This window comes from Sedimenticola sp. (genome assembly GCF_050289425.1).
Lineage (GTDB): Bacteria > Pseudomonadota > Gammaproteobacteria > Chromatiales > Chromatiaceae > Sedimenticola.
The window spans coordinates 35,602-51,324 of record NZ_JBNKFS010000001.1 but is presented as its reverse complement, the minus strand read 5'-3'; the positions used below and the strand labels follow the sequence as shown (position 1 = coordinate 51,324).

General features: G+C 51.6%; 13 protein-coding genes. 9 read left to right on the top strand and 4 right to left on the bottom strand.

Annotated elements, in window-relative coordinates:
* Positions 1 to 276: 276 nt before the first annotated feature.
* Positions 277 to 1,518 (bottom strand): OmpP1/FadL family transporter, encoded by a 1,242-nt coding sequence (locus tag ACQY5R_RS00270; RefSeq protein ID WP_428603183.1) that lies wholly within the window; start codon positions 1,516 to 1,518, stop codon positions 277 to 279.
* 549 nt (positions 1,519 to 2,067) lie between these two features.
* On the opposite strand from ACQY5R_RS00270, the gene ACQY5R_RS00265 reads away from it, so the two are divergent.
* The 4 genes from ACQY5R_RS00265 (at position 2,068) to ACQY5R_RS00250 (ending at position 5,556) form a co-directional block, all read left to right on the top strand.
* Entirely contained in the window at positions 2,068 to 2,979 is a 912-nt protein-coding gene (locus ACQY5R_RS00265) for a hypothetical protein (protein WP_428603181.1), read from the top strand.
* Between the two features lie 181 nt (positions 2,980 to 3,160).
* Positions 3,161 to 4,075, top strand: a complete 915-nt coding sequence (locus ACQY5R_RS00260; protein WP_428603179.1) for a selenium metabolism-associated LysR family transcriptional regulator — start codon at positions 3,161 to 3,163, stop codon at positions 4,073 to 4,075.
* 2 nt (positions 4,076 to 4,077) lie between these two features.
* On the top strand, positions 4,078 to 4,467 hold the full coding sequence (locus tag ACQY5R_RS00255; RefSeq protein WP_428603177.1) for a hypothetical protein: 390 nt from the start codon (positions 4,078 to 4,080) through the stop codon (positions 4,465 to 4,467).
* A 30-nt stretch (positions 4,468 to 4,497) separates the two neighbouring features.
* Positions 4,498 to 5,556 carry an AI-2E family transporter gene (locus tag ACQY5R_RS00250; protein ID WP_428603175.1) on the top strand — a complete coding sequence of 353 codons (1,059 nt, stop codon included), beginning with the start codon at positions 4,498 to 4,500 and terminating at the stop codon, positions 5,554 to 5,556.
* 25 nt (positions 5,557 to 5,581) lie between these two features.
* On the opposite strand, the gene ACQY5R_RS00245 is transcribed toward ACQY5R_RS00250, so the two are convergent.
* The 3 genes from ACQY5R_RS00245 to ACQY5R_RS00235 form a co-directional block, all read right to left on the bottom strand.
* Entirely contained in the window at positions 5,582 to 5,770 is a 189-nt protein-coding gene (locus ACQY5R_RS00245; RefSeq protein ID WP_428603173.1) for a YgaP family membrane protein, read from the bottom strand.
* 124 nt (positions 5,771 to 5,894) lie between these two features.
* Positions 5,895 to 6,578, bottom strand: coding sequence for a Crp/Fnr family transcriptional regulator (locus tag ACQY5R_RS00240; protein ID WP_428603171.1), 684 nt, complete (start codon positions 6,576 to 6,578; stop codon positions 5,895 to 5,897).
* Positions 6,579 to 6,594: 16 nt separating this feature from the next.
* Complete coding sequence (locus tag ACQY5R_RS00235; protein ID WP_428603169.1) at positions 6,595 to 8,919, bottom strand: response regulator; 2,325 nt, start codon at positions 8,917 to 8,919, stop codon at positions 6,595 to 6,597.
* A gap of 218 nt (positions 8,920 to 9,137) precedes the next feature.
* Here ACQY5R_RS00235 and ACQY5R_RS00230 point away from each other — a divergent pair, with 218 nt between their 5' ends.
* From ACQY5R_RS00230 to fliM, 5 genes are all read left to right on the top strand, one after another.
* Positions 9,138 to 11,936, top strand: coding sequence for an ATP-binding protein (locus ACQY5R_RS00230; RefSeq protein WP_428603167.1), 2,799 nt, complete (start codon positions 9,138 to 9,140; stop codon positions 11,934 to 11,936).
* Between the two features lie 23 nt (positions 11,937 to 11,959).
* Positions 11,960 to 13,252 carry an MFS transporter gene (locus ACQY5R_RS00225; protein ID WP_428603165.1) on the top strand — a complete coding sequence of 431 codons (1,293 nt, stop codon included), beginning with the start codon at positions 11,960 to 11,962 and terminating at the stop codon, positions 13,250 to 13,252.
* Between the two features lie 3 nt (positions 13,253 to 13,255).
* Positions 13,256 to 13,942: a zinc metallopeptidase gene (locus ACQY5R_RS00220; protein ID WP_428603163.1), complete on the top strand. Its 687-nt coding sequence runs from the start codon at positions 13,256 to 13,258 to the stop codon at positions 13,940 to 13,942.
* 233 nt (positions 13,943 to 14,175) lie between these two features.
* Positions 14,176 to 14,688: a flagellar basal body-associated FliL family protein gene (locus ACQY5R_RS00215; RefSeq protein WP_428603161.1), complete on the top strand. Its 513-nt coding sequence runs from the start codon at positions 14,176 to 14,178 to the stop codon at positions 14,686 to 14,688.
* 4 nt (positions 14,689 to 14,692) lie between these two features.
* Complete coding sequence (gene fliM / locus ACQY5R_RS00210; protein WP_428603159.1) at positions 14,693 to 15,703, top strand: flagellar motor switch protein FliM; 1,011 nt, start codon at positions 14,693 to 14,695, stop codon at positions 15,701 to 15,703.
* Positions 15,704 to 15,723: the final 20 nt, after the last annotated feature.

The following is a 15,723-nucleotide window of genomic DNA, read 5'->3' as shown; positions in this document are numbered from 1 at the left end:
CGGTTATGTTCTATAATCATGATCTGAGCAGGGAGAAGTTAGATTATTAGCAGATAAATTCATTAGGTGCAAATTATCCGCAAAGTATGCATGGAAACTAAGATAGTATCGCTCAGTCGGTCTCGCCATCTTGGCCGCAGACTGTGGAAGTGTCTGTAGGGTTGCTCTACGAAGTATTGAGCTAAACTCGGATTATTGGGAATAGCGGTTGTACGCATATAAAAAATCGGGGCGTTTGCCCCGATTTTTTACGCGCTAAATATAGTCGATGGCTGGCTAGAATTTGTACTCTAGTCCTACCGTAAATAGATAGGCCGCTGCATCCTCAAAAGTCTGGGTGCCACCGGTCAGGAATGGGTTGGTACTTTCACCCGCATCAATGACCAGCTTCTTTTTCTGATCGTACAGCAGTGCCGCTCCGATAGAGAGGTCATCCGAATAGTTATAGCGGGCGCCCAGGGAAAAAATCTTGGCGTCCGAATCGGGTAACTCAAAACCGGCATAGGCTTCGGGTGTCGGCGTTTCGTCATAGGCAAAGCCGGCCATCATGGTCAACCTGGGGTTGACCTGATGGGTTAGGCCGATGCGTAGGGTGTTGCTGTCTTTCCAGTTTTTGGCGGATGGATTATCGAACAGAGGGGTGTATCCGCCAATTGACGCTGGGTATTCAAAGTCGAGTTGTTTGTAGGCTGACCAGTAGGTCCTCTCCAGCACCAGCTCCACAGTAGTTTCAGGGGTGACATCGTAAGCTGCCGCTAGGCTGAGACTGGCTGGCATTGGAATCTTGACGCTCGCTGCTGTGTAGATAGTCGGCAGCGCGACAGTATCGGACAGGGTGGCGTGGCCTTCAACGGTCAGATCAATCTTGGAGCGATAGGTGGCCGAGAGTTTAAGCTGCTCGGTGGGTTTGATGTGAAGCGCCAGATTGTACCCGTAGTCCCAGGAGTCGCCCTTTAGATCACGTGAAGGACTGATCACCGGGATAACGCCTTGATCGCTACTCTTTACAACGCCGCTGCTGCGGATAGCCCGTACACCACCCCCGATAGAAAATTGCTCATTGATCTTGAAGCTGGCGGTGGGGTTGATCTCAATCGTTTCCAGTGTGAACTCTTCGGCAAAGGTTTTACCGATCCCCTTCCAACGCTTACTCAATCCGCCCGGAGCCACTACCGAGAGGCCGAATCGCATATTCTCCATTGCCGGGCTGATATAGTGGAACGTCGGTACCGGGATGTTTTCAACTTTGGTTGAGTCAGTGCCGAGGTTGGTGCTGGTTAAATTGATAGAGGTGAGATGAACCAGTGTGAGATCGGCCTCAATCGACGCTCGCTGCTCTTCACTGAAGACCATGGCTGCCGGATTATAGTACGAGGCGTCTGCACCATGCGCATTGGCGACATAGGCGGCTGATAGTGCAGTCGCATTAATGGATGATTCGGGCAGTTTATAAGCTGCTGCCATTGCCTGGCCTGTGGCTGCCAGAGAGATTGCCGAGACAAGCGCAAGTTTCTTCATTGATAGGATTCCCCGTAAGTTTGATCAGCAGCCTTTAATGGCCTGTACGTTAAATAGAGATCAATCCATGATCAGAGGGCCGAGATTATAGGGGGCTGATATCGACCAGTTATATTATTGTTTGACGGAATCTAGCATCCTGATTTTATTTGCACAACCGTTTGAAACAGTGCTGCACACCGCATTTTGGTTTGACTGATAAATGTCAATTTGAACTGATGCGCAAAACCAGGAGCCTTGCATAACCCGTTCGGATGAGTGACGGTGGTACGGGCATGATTCCACTCTGTAAATGGGAAAATAATTCTCTAACGTGTCGGCTTTAATTAAATACTACCTCTAAAGCCGTGAATAGACGTAAACAGTGATAACCATAATCAACTGCGCAGGGTTTTTTATCAGGGTAGGTCCACGGTTAAACGCGGTCACTACCGTTCAAATCTGTGTATAGGCTTTTACAAACTGGCATTATTCGTGTTCTTTTACGTTCATTCGTGGCTAATATATTTCTGCCACGGGGTTGAATCAGCTGGGTAATCGGGTGTTGAAATGGGTAATGGAATATCGTTTACGGCAATGGTTAAAACTATCGCTCTGAGTTTTCTTTTGATAGGGGCGTTTGCACACCATACTGATGCGGCAGAATCCCCGTTAAAGCCCTACGTGCTCTCTTCCCACGTAAAGGGCGATATGGTCAAGACGGTCATTGAGTTGAAAGAGGCACTTGCGGCGGGTGGATTTGAGCTGGTCGGTGAATATTCACCCGATGCAGACCGCTATGTGGTTGTCGTTACCAATGACTTCCTAAAGCAGTTGGCCGCTGAAGAGCTAGGCGGTCTTTTTACTGCCACACAGAGTGTTGCCATCACAAGGGTTGGCGGAAAATTGCAAGTCGCCTACACCAATCCCCTCTATCAGCAATTTGCGTATAGGGTAAGTCGCAGGCTGGATTCTGTTCAAACGCAGCTGAAGCATATCCTGGGTGAACAGGAACTGTTTGGCTCGACAGGTTTGACGGGAACTGCACTGGCCAACTACCGCTATGCATTGGGCATGGAGGAGTTTGATGATTTCCTCCATCTCGGCAAGTTTTCCAGCCACGCCAAAGCGTTGGCAGCGGTGGAGCGCGGTTTGTCGACGCAACGTGGAGGTGTTCGGCCGGTTTTTCGACTCGATATACCGGGTGAGGCAATTTCTCTTTTTGGTATTTCCCTGAGTGCGGGGGAAGGCAGTGATTTGGCGATCATATCGGCGGTGGATAATCGGCCGCTCAGGCACACCCCGCGTTTGCCTTATACATTAGTGGTGCGTGGGGGGGAAGTATTTACCCTACATCCCCGTTTCAAGTTACCCCTTGATTTTCCCGATTTGGAACGGACTGGCCGGTACAGTTTTACAGCAATGATTAAGGCGCCGGGCGCGATGGTTGAAGCATTGCGTCAATTGATAGGTGAGCAATAAGGGCAGCGTTTGATAGCGGAGTGGCAGGGCTAGGGTGGAGACAGTAACAATAAGTCATTGAACAAATTCATTTAATAGCCTTTATTTTAAAAAATTATAATTTTCTAAAATAATTGGCTTTTTCAAGGATTTGTATGCTATAAAAAGATTTTATTACCAATCATCTCTGTGGGGATATCTTATGGCCGATCGCAGACTTCAGGTGTTTCATACCGTGGCACGGTTGCTCAGCTTTACCAAGGCGGCTGAATCTCTTCATATGACCCAGCCAGCCGTGACCTTTCAGGTCAGACAGCTTGAAGATTATTTCAATACCCGGCTGTTTGATCGAACCCATAATCGCATCAGCCTCACCGATGCCGGGGCGCATGTTTACGAATATGCCGCCAAGATTTTTGAACTTTATGCCGAGATGGAGAACTCGGTCCGGGCCATGACCGGAGAGATTAGCGGTTCGCTGACCATCGGGGCGAGTACCACTATTGCAGAATATATGTTGCCGGCGCTGTTGGGCGATTTCAAAGTTAAATACCCGGATGTCAATATTCATCTAAAGGTATCCAATACAGAAGGGATAGTCTCAATGGTGGAGAACAATGCCATCGACTTGGGTGTTGTCGAAGCGCCGGTCGCCAATAAAAACCTGGTGGTCGAGATATGCAAGGCGGACCAACTGGTAGCCATTGTACCCCCAGGTCATCCCGAGTCGTCACGTACTACCCTGACCTATGAAGACCTGATCAAATACCCCTTTATCTGCCGTGAGGAGGGGTCGGGTACCCGGGAAGTCATCAACGAGTATCTCGCCAAGATCAAAGATAATGTGGATGATTTGAATATCTCCATGGAGCTGGGTAGCCCTGAAGCGGTAAAAGGGGCTGTTGAAGCGGGTATGGGGATATCGGTGGTTTCCCGGGCAACCATTCAAAAGGAACTGAAGCTCGGAACACTGGTGGCCATCAATCTTGAGCCGGCGCTTGAGAGACCCTTCTCATTTGTGCATCAAAAGCAGAAATTCCGGGCACGGGTGATGGAGGAGTTGCTCGAGTTCGCCCAGAAGTACTGCGAAGAGCATAAGAACGACTGCATAGACTGACTATGTTATTGCCTGGGCAGCAGCTTTCGGAACAGCAGCGTAGGCTGATCAAGCTCTATTCGTCTCTTGGTGAACAGGATAAAATCAGTCTGCTGGCGTTCGCCGAGTTTCTTGTTCAGCGCGCCGAACCGGTTTCCACAACCGATGAGCCACCTCCAGTGTTGGATCCCAAGCCAATCCCCCGGCCTGAGGAGGAGAGTGTCGTCGGGGCGATCAAACGACTTTCCGAAAGTTATCACATGCTGGAAAGATCTGCCTTGTTGACGGAGACCTCTTCCTTGATGACCGCCCATGTCATGCATGGGCGCAGTGCCGCCGAGGTGATCGATGATCTGGAAGCGCTGTTTAAGCGCCATCACCAGGAGTTTATCTCGAAGCAACGTGAGCCATAATAACAGGGATCTTTTGGATAGGCCTATCGGATGCAACTACTGACAGATTGGTTTAAACGACATTTTTCCGATCCGGAAGTCATATTCCTTGCCCTGTTTCTGGTGGCGTGCTTTGCCATCATCATTACCATGGGGGAGATGCTGGCGCCGGTTTTAGCCAGTGCCGTAGTCGCCTATCTCCTGGAAGGGTTGGTCGGTAAATTCCAACATATGGGGATTCCCCGTTTTACCGCAGTGCTGATTGTTTTCATCGCTTTTTTACTGTTTGTTACCTTGATTCTGTTTGTGTTGCTACCTGAGCTTTCTCGGCAGGTGACCCAGCTATTCCAGCAAATTCCGGCCATGATTTCAGAAGGGCAGCGGCTGCTGATGCTGTTGCCGGAGAAGTATCCGGAGATCATTACTGTCGAGCAAGTTCAGGAGATTTTCACCATCTTACGGCGTGAGATCGCCACGTTTGGTCAGCAGGTACTCTCTATCTCTCTTTCATCGGTGGTGGGGATTATCACGATTTTGGTTTATCTGATTTTAATGCCGTTGCTGGTGTTCTTCTTTCTTAAGGACAAGCGGATAATTCTCGATTGGGCACTCAATTTTCTGCCAAGAAACCGAAAATTCGCCGATACCGTCTGGAAGGATATGGATGAACAGATTGCCAATTATGTTCGCGGTAAATTTTGGGAGATCATTGCCGTTGGCACGGTCAGCTTTTTCACCTTTACCTTCATGGGCTTGCAGTATGCCATGTTGCTGTCGGTACTGGTCGGGCTCTCTGTCATCATTCCCTATATCGGTGCGGCGGTTGTCACCTTCCCGGTAATACTGATCGCTTGGTTCCAGTGGGGCTGGAGTAATGATTTTCTCTGGTTGAGCGTGGCTTATTTCGTCATTCAGGCGCTGGATGGAAATGTCCTGGTTCCGCTGTTATTCTCCGAAGTTGTGAATCTGCACCCGGTGGCAATTATTGTTGCGATACTGGTGTTCGGAGGGTTGTGGGGGTTCTGGGGCGTATTTTTCGCCATTCCGCTGGCAACGCTGGTTCAGGCGGTTATTCGGTCGTGGCCAAACAAGGTATTGCCTTCCGGTTGAAGGCAATACCTGTAAAGCTGACAGATTATTTGTCCGTTTTACAGCTGCTTAAGCCAAAAGGCAGGTAAGCTGGACACCAGCCGATCGCAGCGGTAAACAGCGGGATGATTCCGATCGCACCCCACCAATTCTGTTCTGCCAGACCCCAGGCTATCAGCCCGAGTCCCACCAATGCTCTCAAACCTCGATCAATGCTACCTACGTTCTTTTTCATAACGATCTCCCGTTCTCTCAATGACTAGCCGGAGTGTATCTCCTCTATCTGATGGCAGGATAAGCGCTGGAAATTAGAATGTCTGTGACTAAGTCACACAGTGAGCCAGGGTAACCGATGTGCGTTAGGTTTCGCGGCGTTTCTGATCCAGCTTTTCCGGAATAAGCAGATCAATGGTGCCGCGTGATACTTTAATTATGGCATCCTGCTCAAACTCTTTCAGGATCCGGCTGACCACTTCACGTGAAGTACCGAGTTCCGACGCGATCTCCTGATGGGTAACCAACAGCGTTTTTCCCGAGTGACTCATCCTGTTATAGAGATGGTCGGCGATGCGTTTATCCATACGCCTGAAGACCACATCCTCAACCACCTGGATAATGTTGGACAATCGGGTGGCTACCAGGCCAAAGATATAATCTTGCCAGACGGTTGATTCCGATAACCAACGACGGACGTCACTCGCCGGTATCAGCGCCGCTTCCACGTCGGTATCACAAATGGCGAAGGCGGGGAAAGGGACGTGGCTGAGTATACAGGAGGCAGTGAGGATACAACTCTCACCCAGAGCGACTCGGTAGAGGGTGATCTCTTTACCGTTCTCACCGAGTTTATAGACCCTAACGGTGCCGCTAAGCATTATTGCCAGATGGGTGCAATCCGAACCTTCATGGCAAACGTGTTGTCCTTTTTCCAAGGTAGCGATACTGGCCTTATCGAAAAGGCTTTGACGTAACCGATCGTCGGCCCGGTTTAGGAAGGGCATATGTTCAAGGAGACGGGCTCTGCTCTGGCTGTTTATGGACATCTTTTCTTCCGGTGCGTTATGGCATGGGGGCGGCGGATAACATGGGCATGAGATCTGCTGATTCAGTCCATGCCGGAGAAATAATTCCAGGGTCGGCAACGCCCGGGAGTATCAGTTTGGCGTGATTCTCACGGATTTGTTCGACTATTCCAGGTACCTCATTCGGGCCTGCCTTAAGGATAGGTCCCGCTAGTCGGACAAAGTCCGCTTTTAGGTAATGGAGTACTTTGATGGCCGCGCTATTTGCACCAAAGCGAGAGAGGGCCACCTTTATGTCCATCTCTTGTAATTGGCTAATATGTTGTTTGGCCGTTTTCAGATCGACACTCAATTCGGCAATGCGGTATTCAAACACCAGCCCGGCACCCACCATTTGTCGGGCACGAAGTTGATCCCTAATCCAGCCTATCATTGTGCCTTGAAAAATGGACTCCGAAGATTGCACGATAAAGATCAAGCTGTTTTTTCCTTCGCTTCTTTTCTCTGCCAGTGTGATCAAGGCGCGTTCTATCAACCATTGACTGAACTGGGTGCCGAGCCCCTCTTCATCGGCCAGGGAGAGGAGTTCTGAACTGCCCAGCTGTTTGCCGCCCGGGAACCGCAAGCGGGGTTTCAGATCATAGGCCAGGGCATGCGAACGATGCGGTTGCACCAGGGTTCTGAAAAAGAGCTGGAAACGGCGTTTGTTTAATGCTTGCCTGAATAATAACGGTAGTTGATCCGCGGTTGGCGGTTCTGTTGGGTTTAGCGTGTCACTATACAGTTTGACATGTTGACTGCTGCCCAGAATATCGCCGGAGGCGGCAGATGCGTTGGCCAGCAAATCTGATGCACTGATCGGTTCTGTGCCGAAGGTGGCGATACCGATATAGGGGGTGAGTATGTGCCCCTCTCTCAACTCCTGAAGCTTATCGGCAAGTCTCTCGGCCAACGCGATGATAGGCTTTTGATGCGGGCGCATGACCAGGATGGCGATGCTGCGATCATCAATGCGGGCAGGGATGTCCTGCTCTTCCAAAAGACCGCTGATCAGGTTCCCCATGTTGGCGAGATAGCCTTCATTCTGCGAGTCGGCAAGCGCCGGATCAGTTTGGCTGAGTGAGATATAGAGTATGCCGGCACGGGTGGTGTGATCCAGTGTTCCCGTTGTTATCCGATCAAGTTGTTCGTAGAAGTAGCGCCGGTTATAGAGACCGGTTAGCAGGTCCCTGCTGCTCGGATGGACGTGTCGTTTCTCAAGTATGCGTGCGCGCTGTACTCGATTCGTGATGGTGTTAATGAGGTGCCGAGGTCGAATCGGCTTGCTTAGAAAATCGTCGCCACCCACACTCAGGGCTTGAAGTTGTTTGTCCGTATCCTGTTCACCGGAGAGAAAAACAACCGGTGTGGTGATGAAATCGGGGTGCTCCCTTATAATGGTTGTCAATTCGATACCATTGGCAGCGGGCATATACAGATCCATCAAGATCAGGTCAGGACGAAATTCGTCGAGTGCATCGATAACTTTCATCGGGTCTGTGATGACCTGGGTTTTCATACCGCTTTTCCTGAGGATCGTAGCGGCGAAATCGGCTTGCGATGCGTCATCTTCCACAATCAGTATGCGGTAGCGGTCGGTTTTCGGAGAGGCGAGCTCCATCACCCTGTCGGTTAAGTCTTGAATATTTATCGGCACCAGAAAATAGGCGTCGACGCCGCTGCGTAGCGCAAGCAACCGCTGTTCCAGGTCCCGCGTACGGCTGATGCAGATGACGCCGACATGGCGTTGCTGGCGCTCTTGCTGGATAGCTAATTCACGGTTCAGCGTGGCAATCTTGGTGAGAAAACTGTCGTCGATGAGCAGCACATCAGGTAGCCGTCTTTGGATTTCGCTTTCCACATCATCCAGTTCGTTGAAATCCAGCACAGTGCAGCCCTGCTCGGCGAGCATGCCGCTCAGACCCGGTGCTAGTTGATCCTGACTGAGAAGAAGATAAATTAGACGATTTACCGAGCGCTCGACGCCCGACTTGCTGCATACCAGTTCCGCCTCATGTTTGAGGGCCATCATCAAGGTATCGACGGTTTTACGCTGGTCAGTTGTCGGCTGGCTGTGACTGTCGATAAATTTTCCTAGATAAACTTCCAGAGAAAAGCAGCTTTCACTCAAGTTGATCAGTCCAAATCCTCCGCTGGTGCCGGTGAGGCTCTGAATCTTCTGACAGAGTTCCTGTAACCGGGTTTTATCCCACTCTCCTTGGCAGAGGCGGCTCCAGTCATGATTAACGGTGATGATCCGTTCAGGAAGATGATGAATAAATGCCGCTTTGAGTTCACGCTCTATTTGTAGTTGTTCAGGCATGGGCTCTGTTCCTTGATAGACGGTGTCAGTGAACGGATCTTGGCGTAGGATGATAAATGCCGGCACGGTATAGCATTATCCTACGGGTGGAATTTGTAAACCACTGCCGTCAATACCTATTTTTGTATGCCCAAAAGCTATCCTGGCCGTGTAAGATAGGTGAAGTTCGGAGCCTTTATTGTAGTGCTGATGTTTGAAATTGCCACCCTGGAAACAGCATGCCAGAGAACAAGATAACACGGGCGCTTTTGACCACCATGGAGCGGGCAAAGCTGTTCTACAGCGGGCTCGGTTTTGCCGGTATCGCCACAGCCCTGTTATCCGGGTTGATTTACTGGTTAAACGGCGACAATCATTTGCCAATTCGTATGTTGTTGATCGGTGCCATGTTGGTGGGTGTCGTGCAACTGGCGATCTGTTATCTCTGGTATCAGCGCAAACCGGAACTGACCCGGGTTAAAGCCTGGGTCTATTATCCGTTGGCTACCGCCCTATCTGCAGGGATCTGCTGGGGGGCTATTACCGCCTACCTGTTACTGCATTACTCACAAATCGATACTGGCCTGGTCATGCTGCTGAGTGCGGCTGCCAATGCACTCTTATTCATACTGTTGCTATCGGCGCTTGATTTGATGGTGCTGTCATTCTCCGCCAGTTTTTTGATTGCCCTGTTGTGGGTGTTCTATGACAGCGGGACTTGGCCTCCGGAGAATTTGATCACCGTATTGTTGGCGGTCGTGGTGGGCCTGGGGCTGATTGCAGCGGCCTTTTCGGTTCTGTTCGGGATTATCGCCCGGTTAAGGGCCGGCAAGCAAAATGTGTCGGGTAAACTCGATCTGGCCCGCCACAAAATGGTTGGGTTGCACAACAGGCTTACCAATGAGGATGAACGTCGCCGTGACGTGGAACAGGAACTTTATTTGGCCAAGGAGGCGGCTGAGACCGCCAATATGGTTAAAAGCGAATTTCTGGCAACCATGAGCCATGAGATCCGCACACCGCTGAACGGTATCGTGCCGTTGCTGGAAATGTTACGTGAGTCAAAACTGGATCGAGAGCAGCGACAATTCGTTACAACAGCACTCAACGCCTCCTACCATTTGCTCAGCATTATCAATGACATTCTTGATTTTTCAAAAATAGAAGCGGGCAAGCTCGATCTGGAATCGATTGAGTTGAACCTCAATGATCTGGTGGAGTCTGTGGTGGCCATGATGGCTAAGAGTGCCGAAAGACGTGGATTGGAACTGGATTACAGTATTGCCGCTGATCTGCCGGCTGTGGTTCGGGGAGACCCGATTAGGTTGCGTCAAGTGTTGACCAATCTGGTGAGCAATGCCATCAAGTTCACCTCAAAAGGGGGTGTCAGGGTCGAGGTGGTAAGCCGTACACGCAGTCGGAAAAATATCGATGTCATGTTCGCCATTAAGGATACGGGGGACGGGATTAGCGACGAGGTTCAGGCACGTCTGTTTCGTTCCTTTAACCAAGCCGATGCCTCGACTACCCGCAAGCATGGCGGAACCGGTTTGGGGTTGGTGATCTCAAGGCGTTTAGTGGAGCTGATGGGCGGCAAGATCGGAGTCCGCTCTCAAGAGGGAAAAGGCTCCGTGTTCTGGTTTGTAGTACCGCTACGCAAATCTCTGGGTGATATGCCGGCTGAACGGCAGTCGCTAAGCGGATTGCGGACACTTTACGTGGGCGAGCGGGATAAGCAGTTGGAACAGGTGGGGCGCTATCTTGATGAGTGGGGCATGCTTTACCAATACGCGGATGGCGCAATGGATGCGCTTTCAAAGTTGGTATCGACCGCAAGCCTGGGTGAGAGTTGGGCCTATGAGTTGCTGATAGTGGATGGCAAGTCCCTGGGCGGTCGGATGGCGGGGCTGCTGCAGGGGATAAACGGTGAGCCGTTGCTGGGAGGCGTGAAGCTGCTGGTAATCGGCCCGCTATCCCGATCGGTCAATCGACTGGGGATTGATGCCATCCTGGATCGGCCGGTCAAGCCGCGCGACCTGCATCGCATACTATGTCGCCTGATGGATGTGCAGGATGAGGCGGGGCAGAGCCGGCAACGGGGTGAGGAGCGCTTGGCCAACCAATTTCTCTATGCCGATATTCAGGAACAGTCTTGGGCGGAGTCAGTGCCGATTAAGGGACGTGACGAGGACTCATCCTCAGCAGCTGACGCGGTGCAGTTGATGGGGCATATTTTGCTGGTTGAGGACAATCTGGTCAATCTCAAGGTGGCAAAAAAGATGCTGTTGCGTTTAGGTCTGGATTGCGATGAGGCTCAGGATGGCTTGGCTGCACTACGCGCCATCAACCGCCACCACTATGATCTGGTACTGATGGATTGCCAGATGCCGCATATGGACGGCTATGAAGCGACCAAGGCTATCCGTCTGAGAGAGGTCACCAAGGGCCTGATGCGGCTGCCGGTTATTGCCATGACTGCCAACGCCATGGAGGGTGACCGAGAGAAGTGCCTGGACGCTGGCATGGATGATTATCTGTCTAAACCGATTATGCCCGCGACTTTGCGACTGATGCTCAGTCAATGGTTACCGCGGCGTGACCAGATGTCCCATGAAGTGTCGACAGGTGGCGTCCTGAAAGGGGAAGACACGGCATCGCATCGGCAGGCTCCCTCGAACATTGAACAAACGACCCATGATATCGATGCAACGATTCTCGCCGAGTTGTATGAGATCATGGAAGAAGATTTTGTGGGTCTGATAGGGAGTTTTCTCGACGCGGCGCCCAGCCTGATACGGGAAATAGAGGCAGGCATTCTGGATGGTCAGCCGGCACAGGTGGTTCTGCCTGCCCACTCACTCAAGTCGACAAGCGCCAATGTGGGGGCGTTAAAGCTGTCCGCCCTGGCGGCACAGATGGAAAAAGCGGCGCGGGGCGGAGATCTTCAGTCCTTGTCGGAGGCATTTGAAAGTCTGGGGCAGACGTTTGAGGCGGCCGCTAAACTTCTGCACAGGGCGTGCGAACAGGGTCTGGACTGATAGAGTCGATTCATGGGGTCAATGTGACGCAAAAAAAATTATCGGTCTGGAAAAACAGGCAGGTCATCTCTTGGAGTCTTTACGACTGGGCCAATTCCGCCTTCGCCACGACGGTGATGGCAGGCTTTTTCCCGCTTTTCTTCAAGCAGTACTGGGCGGTCGGTCTGGACGCCGGCGAAAGTACTTTTCTGCTGGGCGGTTTTAATGCCATCGCCAGCCTGTTGGTCGTGGTATTGGCGCCCCTCTTGGGCGCCATGGCCGATCGGGGCAATGCCCGTAAACGCTTCCTGCTCTACTTCGCCATGATGGGCGTAGTGATGACCGGCTCGCTGTTCCTGGTGGCGGCCGGGGGTTGGTTGATGGCGTTGGTTCTCTACGCCCTGGCAGTCATCGGTTTTTCCAGTGGTAACGTATTTTATGACGCCCTGTTACCCGAGGTGGCGGAGGAGACCGAACTGGATGTCGTTTCATCCCTCGGTTTTGCGTTGGGCTATCTGGGGGGCGGTATCCTGTTTGCGGTCAACGTATGGATGACACTGGACCCGGAGCAGTTTGGCTTGTCTGATGTGGCAACGGCCGTGAAGGTCTCGTTTTTGATGGTGGCGGTATGGTGGGCGCTCTTTTCCATCCCGGTCATGTTGTTTGTGTCGGAGCCGGCGACGGCCCCCGCTATGGATTGGAAGTCGAGTGCGAGGGCCGGCGTGGAGCAATTGCGTCATACCCTGTCTCGATTGAAATTATTGCGTCAGGCAGGGCTGTTCTTGGTTGCCTACTGGCTCTATATAGATGGTGTCGATACCATTGTCAGGATGGCGGTGGATTATGGTCTGGCCCTGGGGTTTGATGCCAATGGCTTGATCGTAGCGCTGCTCATCACCCAGTTTGTCGGGTTTCCTGCGGCTATACTGTTTGGCCATTTTGGGGGGCGCTTCGGTCCCCGCCAGGGTATCTTTGCCGCTATTGGCGTCTATCTGGTGATTATCCTTTGGGCATACCAGATGGACCAGGTATGGGAGTTTTATATGCTGGCGGTGGCGATCGGTCTGGTTCAGGGCGGGATCCAGGCGTTGAGCCGTTCATTTTATGTTCGCCTCATACCCAGAGATAAACCGGCCGAATTCTTTGGCTTCTATAATATGTTAGGTAAGTTTGCCGCTGTGTTCGGACCACTCATGATGGGCGGGGTCAGTATGGCGACGGGCAGTCCCAGGCTTTCAATCCTTTCGGTGGCTGTCTTGTTTGTTGCCGGGGCTCTCTTGCTGAAGCGTGTTGATGAGGGGGAAGGAAAGCGTCAGGCCCGTCTGCTGGAAGAGTGAAAGATGTACTTTGTCATCCTGCTGATACTGCTGGTTGTGCTCATCCTGGGACCGCAATGGTGGGTCAGGCATGTCTTGGCCCGCAACAGCACGGAAGATAAACGTTTTCCGGGTACAGGCGGTGAGTTTGCGCGTCACCTGCTGGATAGGCTTACGCTTGGGCAGGTACAGGTTGAAACTACGCCCGCGGGCCAGGGAGACCACTACGATCCGCTGTCTCGTTGTGTCAGATTGACGCCGCAGAATATCGATGGGCGGTCGCTGACGGCCGTGGTTACCGCCGCTCACGAAGTGGGGCACGCCATACAGCACGCACAGGGATACGGACCCTTTCAATGGCGCATGCGATTGGTAAAGGTGGCGCAAGTGACCGAACGACTGGGTTCCTTTCTGTTGTTTGCGGTGCCTGTTTTGACACTGATTACAAAAGCCCCCGTAGCAGGTGTCGTTTTGTTCCTGGCGGCCGCTGTCACGTTGGGTATTGGCTTACTGGTACAGTTGGTGACGCTACCGGTTGAGTGGGATGCCAGTTTCACCCGTGCTATGCCACTGTTGGCTGCGGGCTATCTGGATAAAGAGCAGTTGCCGGAGGCCGGTCGTATACTGCGCGCCTGTTCCCTCACATATGTTGCGGCTTCCTTGGCGGGACTTCTGAATTTCTGGCGCTGGATTCGATTTCTGCGGCATTGAGCAACGTGTCCATGGAGCGGGATTGTACCAGAAGCGGTCAAGCGGCTGAATGGTCGTTTGGCTACTCGCCAAACCTGCCATTTTTTTGCCTGTTATCAGGTTTGCGGCCTGTCAATTAATTGGCATTTTTGAAGTTATATCCATAATATATTGAAAAATAAAGTAAATATGTAGGCGTTTTAGGTGGTATGTCTATTGCATAGGTTGGTTTAATCATACGAGAGGAATGATGCGTGGCAAAACAACAGGAAGATGAAGATCTCGATCTCGGTGCAGAGAATGCGGCTGGGTCCAAGAAGAAACTGATCATCATAATCGCAGCGGCGGCCCTGCTGCTTCTCATTAGCTTGGGTCTCGGTTGGTATCTGTTTGGCGGTGATGAAGAGGCCGCCACCGATCAAGAAGCGGAAGTGGTGGTGGAGCAACTGCCGGTAATCTATCACCCGTTGAATCCGGTTTTCGTGGTTAACCTTCCCCAGGGTGGTAAGGCAAAGATGTTGCAGATTGGTGTCCAGATCATGGCGCGTGATCCCGCGGTGATTGAGTTCGTCAAACACAATGATCCCATGGTCAGACATAACCTGCTGTCTCTGTTTGGTAATCAAAAGGATGCGGCGTTACGTGACCGGAAGGGAAAAGAGAAGCTTCAATCGGAAGTTCTCAAGACCGTTAATCAGATTTTGAAGGATCAGAAGGGCCCGGGTGACATCGAGGCCGTATTCTTTACCTCCTTTGTGATGCAATAAAATCATGGCTGCCAGCGACTTACTTTCACAAGACGAAATCGATGCGCTATTACACGGCGTAGATGATGGCGATATCAGTACCGAGGCGGATGATCTGCTGGAAGGCGAGGCGCGGTCGTACGATTTCGCCAGTCAGGACCGGATCGTTCGCGGTCGCTTACCGACGCTGGAAATGGTGAATGAGCGATTTGCGCGCTATTTCCGTACCAGTCTGTTCAATATGTTGCGTCGTTCGGCTGACATTTCAGTGTCGGGTGTGCAGATGCTTAAGTTTTCCGAGTTTGTGCATAGCCTATTTGTCCCGACCAGTTTGAATCTGGTGAAGGTGGCGCCGCTGAAAGGAAAGGGACTCTGCGTGCTGGATCCAAAGCTGGTGTTCAGCGTGGTGGATAACTTTTTTGGCGGTAGCGGGCGTTTTCACACCAAGATTGAGGGACGGGATTTTACACCGACTGAGTTACGGGTGGTGCAGATGCTGCTTAATCTGGCTTTTGCAGATCTTCATGAAGCCTGGAAGCCGGTTCTGTCCCTGAAATTCGAATGTGTTGGCTCTGAAGTAAATCCCCAGTTTGCCAATATTGTGAGTCCATCCGAAGTGGTGGTTGTCACCTCGTTCCACATTGATCTGGAGGCAGGTGGCGGGGATATGCATATTTGCATGCCCTACTCAATGATCGAACCGATCCGGGATCTTCTCGATGCGGGAGTACAGTCTGATCGCGGTGATAAGGATGAGCGTTGGGTGATCGCCCTGAAGGATGAAATTATGGGTGTGTCGGTTGAACTCTCAACCATATTTTGTGAAGCAAACTTGTCCATGAAGGAGCTCTCTGAATTGAAAAAAGGCGATGTGATCCCGGTAGTCATTCCGCAAACCGTCGAGGTATCGGCGGCGGATGTGCCCATTTTCTCCGGCAGGGTGGGGGTCTCGGATGGGCACTACGCGATCAAGATAGATAAATGGATAGACCCACCGAAGCATATTGGACTGCAGGATCTGTTAAATGAATCCTGATCAATGGTTTTTAGCTAGGA

Bases quoted from the DNA above. Each gene is read 5' to 3' on its own strand.
- ACQY5R_RS00270 (WP_428603183.1), bottom strand. From the start codon at position 1,518: ATGAAGAAACTTGCGCTTGTCTCGGCAATCTCTCTGGCAGCCACAGGC.
- ACQY5R_RS00265 (WP_428603181.1), top strand. From the start codon at position 2,068: ATGGGTAATGGAATATCGTTTACGGCAATGGTTAAAACTATCGCTCTG.
- ACQY5R_RS00260 (WP_428603179.1), top strand. From the start codon at position 3,161: ATGGCCGATCGCAGACTTCAGGTGTTTCATACCGTGGCACGGTTGCTC.
- ACQY5R_RS00255 (WP_428603177.1), top strand. From the start codon at position 4,078: ATGTTATTGCCTGGGCAGCAGCTTTCGGAACAGCAGCGTAGGCTGATC.
- ACQY5R_RS00250 (WP_428603175.1), top strand. From the start codon at position 4,498: ATGCAACTACTGACAGATTGGTTTAAACGACATTTTTCCGATCCGGAA.
- ACQY5R_RS00245 (WP_428603173.1), bottom strand. From the start codon at position 5,770: ATGAAAAAGAACGTAGGTAGCATTGATCGAGGTTTGAGAGCATTGGTG.
- ACQY5R_RS00240 (WP_428603171.1), bottom strand. From the start codon at position 6,578: ATGTCCATAAACAGCCAGAGCAGAGCCCGTCTCCTTGAACATATGCCC.
- ACQY5R_RS00235 (WP_428603169.1), bottom strand. From the start codon at position 8,919: ATGCCTGAACAACTACAAATAGAGCGTGAACTCAAAGCGGCATTTATT.
- ACQY5R_RS00230 (WP_428603167.1), top strand. From the start codon at position 9,138: ATGCCAGAGAACAAGATAACACGGGCGCTTTTGACCACCATGGAGCGG.
- ACQY5R_RS00220 (WP_428603163.1), top strand. From the start codon at position 13,256: ATGTACTTTGTCATCCTGCTGATACTGCTGGTTGTGCTCATCCTGGGA.
- fliM (WP_428603159.1), top strand. From the start codon at position 14,693: ATGGCTGCCAGCGACTTACTTTCACAAGACGAAATCGATGCGCTATTA.